We start from the raw sequence: 15,057 nt of genomic DNA, 5'->3' as shown, positions 1-15,057 counted from the left end.
GTGCTTGCCTGATCGTTAAGCCGGGTGAGTTGGCCGGGGCGGGCCGGCCGGCGGGGCGGGCCGAGTGAGGGTTTCGCGCAGGAAACCGGCCTTCAAGTGTTCGTAGAACGAGTGCGGATCAACCAGCGAGGCCACGGCCTGGGCCATCATACCGCTGAGCAGCAACTGAAAAATAGCCGAGTGGCGGTCCATCATTTCCAGCACCAGGATGGCGGCCGTGAAGGGGGAACGCACCACCCCGGTCAAAAACTCTACCATGCTCACCAGGATCAGCAAGTTACGGTCTTGCGCGGGCACGTGCCCGAGGCGGCAGAGCGCGTCGCCGAGCACCGCGCCCGCGCTCAGCGACGTGGCGAAGATGCCGCCCGCGCCCCCGCCGCTGTAACTCAGGGCCATGCCCGCGTAGCGCACCGCAAACAAGTACCAGGGCGTCTGCCCGTCGTTGGCAAACAGCAGCCGGTTGATAATGGGCTTGCCCGTACCCGCGCCCTCCGGCCCCACCGCGTACGCCAGCGCGGCCAGTAGCAACCCGCAGCCCACTACCCAGCTCGCCTGCTGGCGCCAGGAAGTGAACCGCTGGCGGTAGGCCCCCAGCCAAAGTAGCGTCTTGGCAAAGACGGCTCCCGTTAACCCGCACACCACGGCCACCAACGCCACCGTGGCCAGAAACCAGCCCGCGGGTGCCGTGACTTTGGGAAAGCCCAGGTAGAGGTAGGAGCCCAGCAGCGACTGGGCCGTCAACCCGGCTACAATTACGGTCGAGAAAACGGCCATGCGGAAGCGGGCCATGGGCATCTGCGTGAGTTCTTCGACCACGAACACAATGCCGCCGAGCGGGGTGTTGAAGGCCGCCGCCAGCCTGGCCGCCCCGCCCGTCACCAGGGCAATCTGGCGCGAGAGCTGGGGCCAGCCCGCCGGCTGCAGGCGGTTGATGGCCCGAAAGATAGCGGCCGCGATTTGGGTAATAGGTCCCTCGCGGCCAATCACGCCGCCCCCTAGCAGCAAGGCTAAGCTGCTAAGCACCTTCACCAAGGCCATCCGCAAGCCGAGCAGATACCCGGTACGGCGGTGGTGGGCGGGACTCGACAATTCAATGGCGGCCATCACCTGCGGAATCCCGCGGGCGGCGGGCAGCGGGCGCCCAGCGCTGCACTAGGCCCCAGGAAACGAGAAAAGCCAGGGGCGTAAGCCCAAAAGCGAGCAGCAGCTCGCGGGCCAGCCAGGTAAAGCTTACTTGCTCAGCCCAGACGAACAACTTTCGTAGCCCACGGCCACAAAGCCCGTCACGATGGAGGCAAACCAGAACGGGAAGCTTCGCAGGATCAAGCGCCGGACCCGGTCGGTGTACCAGCGCCGCAGCAAGCGCCGGTCCAGCCAGGCCAGGGCCCGGGCATAAAAGGAAAAAGTAGGAAGCATGCCGGAAACAATCAGCGAAATAAGGCCGGGTGGACCCCCGGCCGGGCGTACGGTACCAGCAGTTCTTACGTAGGGCAAGCCCAGAGGACGCAGAATTTTACGACCAGAGCCCAGCCGTAGTCGTAGCACCAACGAAAAGGCTCTAAGACTTGGGGTTGCGCCCCAGCCGTTTGGCGCGCAACCACTTGCCGTCAACTTATTGAAGCGGCCCGCCCAGGCAACCTTGGCTTTTAAAACCACCTTAATTGGTGCGGCGGGCCCTAACGCCGGGAGCTTACCGGGCCGAACCGGTAGGAGCCGTACCCTTGTGTGGCATTTCCTTTCACAACAATTCAATCGCAACTGCTCATGCCTACTCGCTTTCTCTACTACTGGCAGCAATTGCGGGAATCGTTGTGGTTCGTGCCCAGCGTGTTGGTGTTGCTGGCCACCGGACTGGCGTACGGGCTGGTTGAATTTGATGCGCGCACTTCCTTCGATGGAGCCAAGCGCTTTCCCCTCTTGTTCGGGGCCAGCGCGGAGGGCTCCCGGGGCATGCTCACGGCCATTGCCGGCTCCATGCTCACGGTGGCCGCGCTGGTGTTTTCGCTCACGCTGGCTACCATCTCGCAGGTAAGCAGCCAGTATTCGCCCCGGGTGCTGCGTAACTTTATGCGCGACCGGGGCAACCAGGTAGTGATGGGCTACTTCGTGAGCGTGTTCGTGTACTGCCTGCTGGTGCTAGGCACCATTCGGGGCACCGACGAGCAAAAGTTTGTGCCTTCTACCGCTGTAGTGGCGGGGCTAGGGCTGGCCCTGGGCGGCGTGGTCGCGCTGATTTACTTCATTCACCATATTGCCGAGTCGCTCCAAACGGGCACCATCTTGCGGCGCATCAGCCAGGAAACGCTACGCACCATCGACCAGCTGTTTCCCACCCGGGTGGGAGAGCCGGCCGCCGTCCCTCAGCTAGAAGCTCGCGCAGAGGAGTTTAGCGGCGCCGCGGCCGGCTGGCAACTCATTCGCGCCCCCCAAGGCGGCTACGTACAGCGCGTGGACGCCGACGGGCTGCTGTGCTGGGCCCGGCAGCACCACGCGCTCCTGCGGGTGGAGCAGCCCGTGGGCGCCTTTATCGGGGAACAGAGCCTACTTTTTCGCGTCCGCCCCGCGTCCGGGGCGGCTGCCAACCAAGAGTTAGCGGCCACGGCCGCGCAGGATTTACTGCGCCGCGTAGTTATCGCCCGCCACCGCAACAGCGAGCAGGATGTGGCCTTTGGCTTACAGCAACTGGTAGATATTGCCCTCCGGGCGCTGTCGCCCGGGGTCAACGATACCACCACGGCCATTATGGCCGTCGACTACCTGGGCTTGGCTTTTCAGCGGTTGGCAAGCCGCCCGTTCCCGGCTGCCTTGCGCTCGGATGGACAGCAACCCCGGCTGCTGGTATCAGCCCTGGATTTCGCCGGTTATCTGCGGTTAACCTTTGACTTGGTACGCCTCAATTCCCGCAGCAACCACGCGGTGCTGCGGCGCTTGCTGCGGGCCTTGGCGTTGGCCGGGGAGGCAACCTCCTCGGGAGACCGGAAAATGTTGATAGCCGGCCAAGCCGAACTAGTACGGCGCTACGCCGAGCAGACGCTGGCTACGGAATACGAAAAGCAAGCCGTTCAGGCCCTGTACCAGGAGTTGGAACCTCAGTGGCAAGCAAGCCCGGGTAGTTAGTGGCAGCTTATTGTATTAAATCCCTTTGGTTTACGCGCGGGATCAGTCATAATGCAGTTAAGGCGTGGCTTGGGACTGCCGCCGGACACCCTCCAAGTTTTGCTCGGCCCCTTCCAGCTGCAGTTTCAAGGCTGCCAGCTTTCTTTTCTCCGCCTCTATCACCGCTTCCTGTTGTTCAAGTTGGCCCTGGAGTTGCTGCACTTTCTGGGCCTGGGCGGCCAGGGCCGGATTGGTAGAATTAAGGTCAGCGGCCACCGTCTCGGCGTTTGGGCGAGACTGACAACCAACGAAGATCAGATTCAAGAACAACTAGCCAAGGGTGGCTTTCCGGGCAGCGGTTTTCATAAAACGACAAGCAAAGGTGGAACTGCGAAAGCGGGGCGGGGGTGGGAGCGCGCTTGCCGCGGCGCCCTATTTCCGGGCTAATCAGCCAAGAAGGTTGCTGGCCGCGGAGTTACGGCAACTGGTATGGGTACGTCCCGCAACGCGGATGGGGTCCCCGTTGCGGCCTGCTGCAAAACACTCAAGCTGCCCTCGGTTTCCAGCACCACGGCCGCAACTTGGGTAAGATCACTGACGCCGTGCTCCCGCAAGCTGGCCAGGACTTCGTCTTCAGTGATGCGCTCGGCCTTCAACGCCGCGGGCAGAAACTGCCCCTGGTAGACCAGCAGCGTGGGTTGCGCCTTGATTAGCTGGCTGACGGCCTTGAACCGGACGGCCAGCCAGGTCAGGGCGAATTGCAGAAAGATCAGCAAGGCAAACGCTAGCAGCCCATCGGCCAGGGCCACGCTCTTGGTGAGCAGCACGGTGGCCAGGGTGGAGCCCAGGGCCACGGTGACAATCAAATCAAACGCATTCATCTTGGAGAGCGTGCGTTTGCCGGAGACGCGCAGCAACACGATCAAACTGGCATAAGCTGCCACGCCAATAAAAAGCGTGCGCGCCAGTGAACTCCAACTCGTAAAAAAAATCTGCTCCATCCTGGTTCCGGTTATGCCGCAAGAGATTTAAAGGTCTTGGTCTTGGCGGCTCGGGCTGGGCCTGGTCACTGCGATAGCTAATCCCTAACTTGGCAAGCGCAAGGGTCGACTTGCTTTAAAGTCAAACTGCGGTAGTAAGGCGGAATAGCTATCCGGCCCTACAAAGCCTTCGCTTCCTGCTTGACGCCCTTCAGGTTTTGCTGGGCGCCTTCCAACTGCTGCTCCAGCCCAGCGAGCTTGGTTTTTTCGGCCTCGGCAACAACTTTTTGGTCGTTGACTTGCTGCTCTAAAATCTGCACCTTTTGCGCCTGGGCAGCCACGGCCGGGTTGCTGGAGTTGACGTCTCTGGACACCGAGTTGCCGAGCGAACAACTGCCTAAAGTGGTGCCAACCAATAAGTAAAATCCGAAGGTGAAACAACGAGTGGTCATGGGCGGGGGGAAAGGTGAATAGAAAAAGACTAACGACTATGGTTTACGCTTCCTCTCCCGGTTTGGCACAAATAATTTAAAATATAAGCAAGAAATTATTGGCTTTATTTAAAGATTGTCAAGCATAAAGGGACTTGGCGTGGGCGTAACGGCTGTTTTCGCCTGCGCTAGCCGAACCGGTATAAACGCTCATAAAAAAGAACTCACCGAGCTGGATAATCCGGATTCCCTTGGTTTTGCCGGCTGCGTTTCACTTCCAGACCCTGCTGCTTCTGCGGAAGTAAGAGCCTAGCCGGACGCGCTACGCTTGCTTGCCGGGCATGATACTGCAAGGGCGAAGCGGGCTTTCCCCGGCTAACGGCCACGCCACCCGCCGCTGGGTGAAGAAGTTGGGTTCTAAACCAGAAGACTATATCGGAAACGCTTAACCCGGCACTCCCTGACGCGGGTTGGGGCCAGCGCAAGCAATGGCAGGTTTGGGCTTTTAGCAACTGGCAATGCTTTTTCGCGTTACTTATTCAGCCGGCAAATTAGCCCCTGAGCAGCCCGCCGGCCAACACCCCCCCGGGTTGAGCGGCCAACCCCGAGTGCACTCGGGAAAACAAAGTTAACTCTTCTAACAATGCGGGGGTCAGAAGTTTCGGCGCCACTTCACTACCACACCCTATGACAGATCACTTGCAGCCGAGCACTGCGTTACCGGTCCTGCCCGCCGCGGTGTACGCCACCTACAAAGGCAAGCTAACGCGCTACAATCCGGGGCACACCTATAAGATCCGGGTGACGGCCGTAGCCCATAGCCCAGGGCAGTACAGCATTCAGGCCCTGGAAAACAAGAATCGCGAGCCGACGGGGATTATGCGCCTGGAGTCGTTGGCGTACACAACCCTGTACCGGGATATCGACCACCTGTATGAAGAGTGGCATGAGTGGCGAAACGAGCAGGGCGACAACCTGCCCGAGCAGTGGCTAGTTGCTTGATGTAGACTCCTTGACAGAATGTTCTTGGCAGCATCGACTTAAACTCGCTCTTAAGGCTCAAAGCAAGGCGCCAACAGAAAAATTTGTTTGTTGGCCTGCCTGGGCGGGCCCGGGTTCTCAGTCGTTTTAGGATGGATTACCCACCAGGGTAAGGTATCGTCTCTCGCTAGGCAGGCTTGTAGCGGGCGTCCAACAAGCTCTAGCAGGCTAGGTTACATCAGAAAACTTTGCACGCCCGGGCCAGACGAGCCCGGGGCGCCCATGGTGCCAGGAATGGGGCAAGTGCCCAAGACAAACTGCGGCGCCTAGTCCTGCGCGGGAAGCCAGCACCGACGTTATACAAAGTGCCCGATCGAGGGCCAGTTCCCCTCCTAGTTATGTAGCTGTGTTAGCCAAGGCTGCCTGGGCGCGCGTAGGGGCCTCAATTTTACGGTGGGGTTGACCAGGAAGGGGCGGGGCCACCAGCGGACGATCCCGGCCGAAAAAAAGCGCGTAAAAGCCCAGGATACGGCGCTTCTCCACCAGAAAGAACAGCCCCGTGCTGAACAAGGTAGTGGCCATGATGACGGCGAACGTGATGGTTTGGATGGTGGCCCCGCCCGGCACGCCCCGCTGGGCGGGCAGTGTGGCCAGGACGGCCGCCCCCAGTCCCTTGGGGATCATTATGCTCATAAAAGCCATATCAAACTGGGGCGTCTGCCGGGCGGCGGTGGCCAGCACCACGGGAATGCGCGCCAAAAACAGCAGTCCGGTCAGCCCCGCGCCCAGGGCCAGCAGGTACCAGTTGTCGAGCACGATGGAAATGCCCACGTAGACAAAGAAAAAGGTGCGCAGCAGAAACACGATTTCCGCAAAAAAGTCTTTTTCGGTGGCCGTCAGCTCGGAAGCAAAATCCGTTGGTCACGCCTGGACCAGCTGGCGGCTGGTGTTTGGTTTCATTGCGCTTATACACGTCCTTAGTTTTCAGCCTGCACGTCAGCTGAATTATCGTCCATTTTCCAATCAAATAGCAGGTAATTGGGGTCGATGCCGGCACGAGCGGGTTGCTGTTGCGTTGTCACGGTAATCTTCTGCCGGCCGGAGTGGATGCGGTGCTGGCGCAGGTAGAGCAAGCCCGCTAACTCGCTTTTTTGCCTGGCAGGAGCAAATAAGCCAATCTGCACCCAGTCGTTCATGGGTATTTCGGTCTCAATTCCTTGGGCATCGATGACCAGTTTGCGCGCCTGCACGTCCAGCGTCACCTGCCAGTTGCCTGCTTTACTCTTTCTGGCAGTGACGTTCTTTGTTTCAAGCACCCAGAAGGTGTTTGCGGCAAATAAGTCGTGCAGCAGGTAGTCCAGCGAATCTGGGGTGGCCGCTCGCAACTCCCGGTAGAGGTCGAGCGGGGTTGGCAGCGGGGGCTTACCCAATCCTTGTTTTTCGAGCAGTTGGCGCAGGGCGGTGTTCACCGTTCCTTTGCCCGCATACTCCCGCAGTGTGTACAGGGCCAGCGGGCCCTTGCGGTAGTATTGCACGGGGTCAATGGCCCGCAGCAGCGGGTCGGTGGCCCGGGCGCGCGGGGCCAGGAAATCTTCGCGCATCATGCCTAGGAGCTGGCGGAAGTGGGCCCGCCCTTGGGCGGCTTCCACCACTTCCAGAGCCGAGTACCAAGCCAGGCTCTCGGTGAGCAGTGCCGCGCCCCCCACTTGGGCCGGTGCCAGCTGATGGCCCCACCAGTGGTGCGCTACCTCGTGCGCGATCGTTGCGGACGGTACATCCACCCCGCGCAAGTCTTTATTGGCGTTGAGCAGAGCAAAGCCTTCCTCATACGAAATGGTGGTTGGGTGGGCAACCAGGGTTTTACGGTCGCCGGGCACCTCTACGAGTCGAAGCTGGCGGTGCGGATAGGCGCCAAACTGCCGGGATAGGTAGCCGAGCGAAGCCTGGGCCCCACGCAGCATGCGCTCCACGTTCAGGGTGTGTCCTGGATGGTGCAGGATTTGGATTTCCGTGTCCTGCCACTTCCCCTTGCGCACGGCGTAAGCGGCGGAGAAGAAGGCGCAGTTATTTTTAATCGGCGCGTCGGTGACGTAGTGAAAGTAGCGCCGCGCACCGCGCGCCCACGTCCTACGCAGCGAGCCGGGGGCCACGGCGGTTTGCCCCTCGTCGGTGCCCACAACGGCCTCAAACCTAATCTGTTCTTGCCCGGCCACGTCCCGAAGTGCCATCGGGTCATCCAGGGGCGTTACCTCCGGGCGCAGAGCCAGCCCGTGAGCACGCCGTTGCCGGGCATCCCGAAACTCGCGGTTGCGCTGATAGCCCACGCTAGGCAGCCACCAGCCTTCGAAGTACGTGCCGTTCGGCACCACTGACGCGTCTAGTTGAGTGGGGCTGAAGCCTAGCGGAGCCAAGCGCACTTCGAACGCGAGCTGTAAGGAATCGCCCGGCAACAAGGGCTTGTCGAGCACGTAGATGCGGTGGCCCAGGGCATCGTCTACGGTCCCGGGGCGCGCCGGCAAATCGAAGCTCACCGAACGTGTTTCTACGCCCGGTGCCGTGGCCACGTGAATAGAGTCAATGGCGGAGTGGGTGTGATTTACCAGGCCATAGGTGCCGCGGGCCCCCACCACCCGGCGCTTGGGATACATCTCGACGCGCAGGCGGATAACGGTCGTACGAGGCTGCGCGATGCCGGCGTACCGACCGTATTTCCGCTCGTAATCGGCTCGCCACGCCTCCGTATCGGAGGTGGCTGGGCTGGTGCCGAGCGTATGCAGGTTGTAGGCAAGCCGGCCGCCCCAAATCAGACCGAGCGCAGCGGCTACGGCGAGGGTCGCGGCGGGGCGGTGGCTGAGACGGCGGTGCGCCACGCGGAGTCGTCGCCCCAGAGCTCGCTCTGGGCCGCGGGACCAGAATAGCTGGGCCAGAACCGCGAGCAGCAGGGCCCATGCAGCCCAATACCCCTTGAAGAGCAGCCACGGTCCGAGGAACGGTTCCAGCCCCCGAATATCCGAATACGACCACCCGAGGTCCGAGCCGTAGGTTAACAGTCCCGGCTCTATCCCGAGTTGCGAACCAAAGGCCACGACCACGTAGGCGAGTATGGCGAGCAGATGGGCCACGTACTTCTGGTCAACCAGTACATGGATCGCGAAGGCGAGCATGGCAAACAAGAGGTAATCGGTGAGCCGGATGCCTAGCAGAATTTGCGCGTACAGCCCCATCTCAAAGTGGTAGTATCCTAGGCGCACCTGCACGAGCATTGCGGTAGCAATCAGCAGTGCCTGTACGGCGACGAGCGCCAGGGCCAGCCCCGTAAACTTGCCGGCGAAGGAAGCCCACCCCGGCACGGGAGCCGCCCCGGCTATCCCGCCCAGGCCGGCTTCGCGCTCCCGCCACACCAACTCGCCGGCGTAGTAGACAATGAGCAGCGGAACAACCAGCCACAGGCCGTGGGTGCTGTTGTTTTCCAGATTGTTTACCCACTGCCCGGTGGTAGGAAGCGTGGGAACATCGTAGTATTCAGAGAACCACAGGGGGCCGGTTAGGAATACGAAAGCCGCGAGAATGGCCGCCCCAATGCCGCCCCAACCTGCCCCGATTAGCTGGAACGATTCCTGCGCGATGGTAGACACCTGGGCCACGCGGAGCCAGGGTCCGAACGCCGGCCGGACCGTCGGAGCGGTAATCAAGGGACTCTTCGCAATTACCGCTCCGGCCGGCACTTGGAGGCTTTGGGCCGCGCGGCCTCGTTGGCGGCCCTCGGCCAGGTGCGCGAGTTGGAAGCGAGAATACGTGAGTGCCAACAAACCCAGCGCGACGCCCAGCCACACCAAGCGGTTGGCGAGCATCGACGGTTGCAACCCAACCAGGAGCGTGTTCTTTTTGCCGGCCACCCAAAGATTCGCCAACTCATCCTGCACTGTAAACCCCAGCGGGTCCATCAGCTTCCCGAGCGCCCAGTGTCCCTGGTGCACGGCCACGAATTGCCAGCTGGTCAGCGCGGTAAACAAGACAAATAGGCCCCCTAGGTAGCTCACCACGCCGCGCCGCCCGAAAGCTGCCGCGCAAAACATGAAGGCTACGGCAGTAAAAGCGTTTGGCAACGCGAGCAGGAAATACGCACTCAAGTACGCGGCCGGCTGCATCGGCCCGATGAGGTCAGCGTGCTGGCCCGGCAGGAACGCCGCTGTTAGGAGGCCCGCCGGAATGGCGCTCATCATCAGGGCGCTGAGGGCGAAGGCGGCGAGCAGCCGCCCGCCGAAGTAGGCGCCCTTGCCGATGGGTGCGGTGTACAGAATCGGGTACATGCGCGTTTCCACGTCGCGAGCCGCGGCCCCGCCCGCAACCGCCGCCAGCGGCAGCAGTCCCAGCAGGCACGCCACGAGCGTGACTTGCGCCACCGCGAACGGCGCGTTGAGAAAGTAGCCGCCCACCTGCGCCTCGTTCACGAACACCTGCCGGGCCAGCAGAAAGGTGAGCCCCCCAAGGAGCAGGAAATAAAACCAGGTCGAAACCCGGCTCGATTGGTAAACGAATTCAAAACGAGACACTTCCCACAGCTTCTTCATGCCACTTCTCTTCCTTTAGGGGCAGGGTGTAGCCTGTAGTGCCCGGTCATGGTAGTGAAGTAGACATCTTCCAGGTCGGGAGCCACGGATTCGAAGTCCGCTCCTGGCGCCGCCTCGCCGTACACCCGCACCACGGTGCGCCCGCCAAGCAGCTTGGTCGAGATAACGGCCTGCGCTTGCTCCAACGCGGGCAGGGCCGACTTATCGACCACGCTTCGCCATATTTTCCCGTGTAGCCTGTCGATGGCCCGCTGCGGCTCGGCTTCGAGCAGAATGCGCCCTTGGTTGATGATGGCCATGTTGGTGCACAGTTCCGAAACGTCTTCCACGATATGCGTGGAAAGAATGACCACGCTGTTCTCGCCCAGTTCGCTAAGCAGGTTGAGGAAGCGCACCCGCTCGGCAGGGTCTAGGCCGGCGGTGGGCTCGTCCACAATCAGCAGCCGGGGGTTGCCCAGCAGCGCCACGGCCACGCCAAAGCGCTGCCGCATGCCGCCGGAGTAGCCCCCCAGCCGTTGCCGGCGCACGTCCCACAAGTTGGTTTGCCGAAGCAAGCCTTCCACGACTGCTTGGCGCGCCCGCCGGCTGGGGAAACCTTTGAGGACGGCAAAGTAATCGAGCAGGTCCTCGGCGCGGGCCCGGGGGTACACGCCAAATTCCTGAGGGAGGTAGCCTAGGGTTTGGCGCACCGCATCAGGCTGGCGGAGCACGTCCAAGTCGCCCAGTAGTATCTGCCCGGCGTCAGGCTCCTGCAGCGTGGCCAGCGTGCGCATGAGGGTGGACTTGCCGGCCCCGTTTGGCCCAAGCAGGCCGTACATGCCCGCCGGTATAGTCAGCGACACATTGTGCAAGGCCTGCACGCCGTTGGCGTAGCATTTGGACACGTTGCGAATTTGTAATTCCACCGGTTTAATGGGAAATAAATGAACCTAAAGCTGTTTGGTGAAAGCAGCCGACGGACACCGAAGGATGTGGCTGCAAAGAAATTGGGCTTGTGATGGGCACCCGGTAAGCCGCGCTCGGGGTAGCGGCTGCCTACCGGCCGGCCCGGTTCACCTCGCCTAGGTCGGTGGCACGACACTTGCTGTCAAACTTTTCGCCCCGGGCCAACTTGTAGCGTGAACTCAGGCGCACGGTCTGCTCGCCGCGGTACTGCGCGAATTTGTTGAGGTGTTTGGGTCTGGCAAAGACCTGCGCCGCCCCAGAGCAGCAGCAAAAGCAGCGCTTTCATCGGAATGGAGTAAGAGGTATGGGTTTGTTTGGGCCAGATGGTGACCTCCATGCTTCGCCAGCCAGGCAGTTGAGGCACCCGCTTTGCTAACCGTCACCAAAAGAAAATCACCGCTTACTGCCCCGGCGCAGCGTTCGACACGTGGCCGGATATATTCGACACGTGGGGCCCCAAGGCGAAAATTTGGGATTGGGCGGCTTGTCGAATATCTCAGCGCAGGTGTCGAAAAAACCTAGTGACTTTCTCAAAAGGCCGCGCCCAGCCGGTACTTTTAAGCGGATTCAATCCACCCCGCTACCTATGCTTAACTTTCTTCGGCGTCACCGGGTCGTGCTACTGCACGTCTCATTTTGGGGGCTGTACTTCTCGTGGTACGTCTACCAACTGCAGGCTGAGTACAGCTGGCTGGCCTCGGTGTGGTACACGGTGCTGTCCATTGTGCTTTATCTGCCGCTGGTGTATTTCAACTACTTCAGGCTGCTGCCGCGCTGGCTGCGCCACCAGCGCACCGGCCGCTACCTGCTCGAATTTGCGGCGGCTTTTCTACCCGCCCTGGCGTTGCGGGTTTACGTACTCTGGCACTTTGCCCCGGCCAATGTGCCCACCAGCTACCTCTACTCGTCGCTTTACGTGCTGGGGCTGGGCGTCAGCATGCTCTTCATCGTGGCTTTTCTGAGCATGCTGCGGTTTGCCGTGGGCTGGTTCGAGCTGGAAGCCAAAGCCAAAACGCTGGAGAATGCCCAGCTGACGGCCGAGCTCCAACTGCTCAAGGCCCAGATAAACCCGCACTTTCTGTTCAATACGCTCAACAACCTGCAGTACTTGGCCTATATGCAGTCGCCGAACACGCCGGAGGGTATTGCCAAGCTGGGGCAGATGATGCGCTACATGATTTACGATTCCAACCATCCCGAAGTGGCCCTGAGTGAAGAGTTGGAGTACCTAGAGAACTATATCAGCCTCGAACAGCTGCGTCTCAACCATGCCAACGCTATTACCTTTGAAGTAGCCGGCCCTATTGGAGCGCAGCAAATTGCGCCGCTAATTTTAGTGAGCTTCTTGGAAAACGCGTTCAAACACGGCCTAGCTACCCACGGCAACGGCTGGGTTCGGGTCCGGGTCGAGCTGCAGGGCAGTTGCTGTGACTACACGGTAGTCAACAGCCGGCCCCCGTCGCTATCCCCGCCAAAAAAATACTCCGGCGCGGGGCTGCAAAACGTTCGCCGCCGCCTAGCCCTGAGCTACCCCGACCGCCACTCGCTGCAGATTGATGAATTGCCCGAGGAATACCGGGTTTACTTACGGTTGACCCTGTCATGAAACTTACTTGTTTGATTCTCGACGACGAACCGCTGGCCCGCGAGTTGCTGGTGGAGTTCATTAAAAAGGTGCCGCTGCTGCACGTGCAGGCCACCTGCGCCAGTGCTCTGGAGGCAATGGAGGTGCTGCGGACAAGCTCCATCGACGTGTTGTTTTTAGACGTGCAGATGCCCGACCTCAGCGGCTTGGAACTGCTCCGCCTGCTGCCGCGCAAGCCGCTGGTAGTGCTCACCACGGCCTACTCCCGGTATGCCTTGGAAAGTTACGAGTTCGATACGGTTGACTACCTGCTCAAGCCCTTTACCCTAGAGCGTTTTCTGCGGGCCGTAGAAAAGGTGCGGGCCCGCGCGCAGCTTGCCGAGCCCGAGGCCACCTCGGCGCGTGGTAGTGGCTCCCCGTTTCTGTTTGTGAAAGATGGCGTAAAGCTGGTGAAAGTGCGCTGGGCCGACATCCTCTACGTCGAAGGCCTACGCGACTACGTCGCCATCCACACGCGGGAGCGGAAAATCGTGAGCCTCCAGCGGCTTAAAGTGCTGGAGCAGCAGCTACCCTCCGAGCAGTTCGTGCGTATCCACCAATCGTTTATCGTTAGCTTGGAAGGCATTCAAGCCATTCACAAAGACAAAGTGCAGGTTGGCGAGCGGTTTTTGCCCGTCAGTGACTCCTATCGCAAGTCGTTTAAGGAATTCATTGACCGCAATTTCCTTCAAACAGATTAACTCGAATAATTCGACTTGTCTTGTCCTAGAATAAGTTGACCAGTTGTTACGGCTACCTTACTTCAGGACGTACAAGACCAAGTGGTTGGGCCTGAATAAGGCGACCCACAAGGACACCATGGAATTGTCACCCGGCACTATCTCCCGTTGACGTGCGCTAGTTGTTTCAACAGCCGAATCAATTAGCCTCGATAAGGGGCCCTTATCACAGTTATACGGGCTTGAGGTGGTTATCTTGCACCTTCGGCGCCCGTTAAGCAGCTCGCCTTTGTGTTATTCCTGCCGCGTAAGTGGGTAGCTTGTGGGTTGAGGGGTACTGCTCGGCGGGGTAGCGTCCTGGCCCGTTTTATACGTTTCGTTTTTCACCTTTTTTCCCTGTTCACTATGCTTCCTAGCCTTCCCCTGGCCGAGTTGGCCGCTTCGCTAACTGAGTATTGGTCGCCGCGGGTGGTGGCCGAAATTGAAGACTCTTATGTGAAGGTCGCCAAGCTGTTGGGCTCGCTTACCTGGCATAGCCATGCGCAGGAGGACGAGCTCTTTTTTGTGCTCAAAGGGCATCTGCGTATTGAGTTGGAGCACGGTGGCGTAGTTGAGTTGCCGACCGGCTCGCTCTACGTCGTCCCGAAGGGGGTGCGCAACAACCCCGTCGCCGAGCAGGAATGTCATATCATGCTGCTGGAGAAAAAGCAAACCTTGCATACAGGCGAGGTCGTAACAGCCAACACGCGCTCACTGACGGAACAGTTGCGGCCGGTATAGCGGGTGGCTAATACTCCGTGGCCGAGGTACTGTAGGCCAGCATTATAAGACTGAGATCGTGACAACGAGCCGGAGCGAGGGGTACGCCCTTCTGACCACACTCGTCCGTGCAGGAGAATACTGTAAGTGGTTCATTTGTAGCACCTGATCCCAGTCCTTTCTGGAAAGAAGGATGGTACACTCAAGTAGTACCTAGAAATCAGGATTCTTTGCGGTAGGGTCGCGAAACACTCACTGGTTCGTTATCCACAATAGCGCAAAAACAAGCACAATGAGGAGCATTAACCAAGGGGGCGCGACCCGGACGCGGTAACGTAGTCGACGACGAATGGACATGGCGAAAAACACAGGCGGTGAAGCAACCGCCGAAAAATAAGAAGGATAACAGAAGCATTTCTTGGACGGTAAAGCTATTGTGTCGTCTAAAAAAAGGCTCCAATAAAAGAACGGACAAGACACATAGTACACCTGTCAGCCTAAAAAAGCAAAGTTGTCTGGGGGCAGGCAACAACCTTGTTCACAACTTGCCGAACTAAAGGCTAGAGTGTAATCAGATTGTGCACGGGTAGAAGGAGTGTGTAGGACAACGAGCTATAAGGCAATCACGCCCAATTGTTTACTAGTTAATTATTTACTTGTGATCTGTTCTTGAGCGCCTAGTAAATCAAAATGGGGTAGGAGGTAGGCATAAAAAGGAAGCAAGAGGACACCAAAAACAGGGGCTGTTGATGCCATCGTGGTAGAGAGAAAAGAGTTGCGAAGCTTGGCGCAAGATTTTAGATCAACCCCCTAGCTATTTCTACGAAAGTTTCGTAGTATTACGATAATCTCGTAGTTAACGCTGATGGCTGGTTTGCCAGGGCCTGCTGTCCTGGAAGCAGGGGGGCTCGAACCGCTTGAGATTCCCCCACGCTGGTTGTCGCAGGCCATAATGAGCTACGGGACTGGTATAGCCTTTTGTTTTACCGA

General features: G+C 59.7%; 13 protein-coding genes. 5 read left to right on the top strand and 8 right to left on the bottom strand.

Translation table 11 applies throughout. From position 1 onward, the window contains the following. Positions 1–15 precede the first annotated feature (15 nt). Positions 16–1,116 carry a chloride channel protein gene (locus P1X16_RS20790; RefSeq protein ID WP_277234105.1) on the bottom strand — a complete coding sequence of 367 codons (1,101 nt, stop codon included), beginning with the start codon at positions 1,114–1,116 and terminating at the stop codon, positions 16–18. Positions 1,117–1,230: 114 nt separating this feature from the next. Beyond that, positions 1,231–1,416 (bottom strand): hypothetical protein, encoded by a 186-nt coding sequence (locus P1X16_RS20785; protein ID WP_277233258.1) that lies wholly within the window; start codon positions 1,414–1,416, stop codon positions 1,231–1,233. 348 nt (positions 1,417–1,764) lie between these two features. Here P1X16_RS20785 and P1X16_RS20780 point away from each other — a divergent pair, with 348 nt between their 5' ends. Beyond that, complete coding sequence (locus P1X16_RS20780) at positions 1,765–3,117, top strand: DUF2254 domain-containing protein (RefSeq protein ID WP_277233255.1); 1,353 nt, start codon at positions 1,765–1,767, stop codon at positions 3,115–3,117. Between the two features lie 57 nt (positions 3,118–3,174). On the opposite strand, the gene P1X16_RS20775 is transcribed toward P1X16_RS20780, so the two are convergent. The 3 genes from P1X16_RS20775 to P1X16_RS20765 all read right to left on the bottom strand — a co-directional run bounded on the left by P1X16_RS20775 (position 3,175) and on the right by P1X16_RS20765 (position 4,528). Further along, a complete protein-coding gene (locus P1X16_RS20775) occupies positions 3,175–3,420 on the bottom strand; it encodes a hypothetical protein (protein ID WP_277233253.1) in 246 nt (81 codons plus the stop codon). Between the two features lie 119 nt (positions 3,421–3,539). Further along, the gene (locus P1X16_RS20770; RefSeq protein ID WP_277233251.1) at positions 3,540–4,097 is read right to left on the bottom strand and encodes a YetF domain-containing protein; all 558 of its coding nucleotides are present in this window, start codon (positions 4,095–4,097) and stop codon (positions 3,540–3,542) included. 158 nt (positions 4,098–4,255) lie between these two features. Beyond that, entirely contained in the window at positions 4,256–4,528 is a 273-nt protein-coding gene (locus P1X16_RS20765; RefSeq protein ID WP_277233249.1) for a hypothetical protein, read from the bottom strand. Between the two features lie 666 nt (positions 4,529–5,194). On the opposite strand from P1X16_RS20765, the gene P1X16_RS20760 reads away from it, so the two are divergent. Then, on the top strand, positions 5,195–5,509 hold the full coding sequence (locus P1X16_RS20760) for a hypothetical protein (protein ID WP_277233247.1): 315 nt from the start codon (positions 5,195–5,197) through the stop codon (positions 5,507–5,509). 375 nt (positions 5,510–5,884) lie between these two features. On the opposite strand, the gene P1X16_RS20755 is transcribed toward P1X16_RS20760, so the two are convergent. The 3 genes from P1X16_RS20755 to P1X16_RS20745 form a co-directional block, all read right to left on the bottom strand. Then, entirely contained in the window at positions 5,885–6,388 is a 504-nt protein-coding gene (locus P1X16_RS20755) for a cation:proton antiporter (RefSeq protein WP_277234102.1), read from the bottom strand. 77 nt (positions 6,389–6,465) lie between these two features. Then, on the bottom strand, positions 6,466–10,041 hold the full coding sequence (locus P1X16_RS20750) for an ABC transporter permease (protein ID WP_277233244.1): 3,576 nt from the start codon (positions 10,039–10,041) through the stop codon (positions 6,466–6,468). Between the two features lie 14 nt (positions 10,042–10,055). Further along, positions 10,056–10,964, bottom strand: a complete 909-nt coding sequence (locus P1X16_RS20745; RefSeq protein ID WP_277233241.1) for an ABC transporter ATP-binding protein — start codon at positions 10,962–10,964, stop codon at positions 10,056–10,058. A 626-nt stretch (positions 10,965–11,590) separates the two neighbouring features. On the opposite strand from P1X16_RS20745, the gene P1X16_RS20740 reads away from it, so the two are divergent. From P1X16_RS20740 to P1X16_RS20730, 3 genes are all read left to right on the top strand, one after another. Beyond that, a complete protein-coding gene (locus tag P1X16_RS20740; protein WP_277233238.1) occupies positions 11,591–12,610 on the top strand; it encodes a histidine kinase in 1,020 nt (339 codons plus the stop codon). Next, positions 12,607–13,329: a LytTR family DNA-binding domain-containing protein gene (locus tag P1X16_RS20735; protein WP_277233236.1), complete on the top strand. Its 723-nt coding sequence runs from the start codon at positions 12,607–12,609 to the stop codon at positions 13,327–13,329. Before P1X16_RS20740 ends, P1X16_RS20735 begins: the two co-directional genes overlap by 4 nt. A 384-nt stretch (positions 13,330–13,713) precedes the next feature. Then, positions 13,714–14,088 (top strand): cupin domain-containing protein, encoded by a 375-nt coding sequence (locus P1X16_RS20730; RefSeq protein ID WP_277233233.1) that lies wholly within the window; start codon positions 13,714–13,716, stop codon positions 14,086–14,088. The last annotated feature ends 969 nt before the right edge of the window (positions 14,089–15,057 follow it).

The organism is Hymenobacter sp. YC55, assembly GCF_029433095.1.
Taxonomy (GTDB): Bacteria; Bacteroidota; Bacteroidia; order Cytophagales; family Hymenobacteraceae; genus Hymenobacter.
The sequence above is the reverse complement of the archived record's forward strand: the minus strand, read 5'-3'. Positions and strand labels throughout refer to the sequence as shown.

Bases quoted from the DNA above. Each gene is read 5' to 3' on its own strand.
- P1X16_RS20740 (WP_277233238.1), top strand. From the start codon at position 11,591: ATGCTTAACTTTCTTCGGCGTCACCGGGTCGTGCTACTGCACGTCTCA.
- P1X16_RS20765 (WP_277233249.1), bottom strand. From the start codon at position 4,528: ATGACCACTCGTTGTTTCACCTTCGGATTTTACTTATTGGTTGGCACC.
- P1X16_RS20770 (WP_277233251.1), bottom strand. From the start codon at position 4,097: ATGGAGCAGATTTTTTTTACGAGTTGGAGTTCACTGGCGCGCACGCTT.
- P1X16_RS20760 (WP_277233247.1), top strand. From the start codon at position 5,195: ATGACAGATCACTTGCAGCCGAGCACTGCGTTACCGGTCCTGCCCGCC.
- P1X16_RS20780 (WP_277233255.1), top strand. From the start codon at position 1,765: ATGCCTACTCGCTTTCTCTACTACTGGCAGCAATTGCGGGAATCGTTG.
- P1X16_RS20785 (WP_277233258.1), bottom strand. From the start codon at position 1,416: ATGCTTCCTACTTTTTCCTTTTATGCCCGGGCCCTGGCCTGGCTGGAC.
- P1X16_RS20730 (WP_277233233.1), top strand. From the start codon at position 13,714: ATGCTTCCTAGCCTTCCCCTGGCCGAGTTGGCCGCTTCGCTAACTGAG.
- P1X16_RS20735 (WP_277233236.1), top strand. From the start codon at position 12,607: ATGAAACTTACTTGTTTGATTCTCGACGACGAACCGCTGGCCCGCGAG.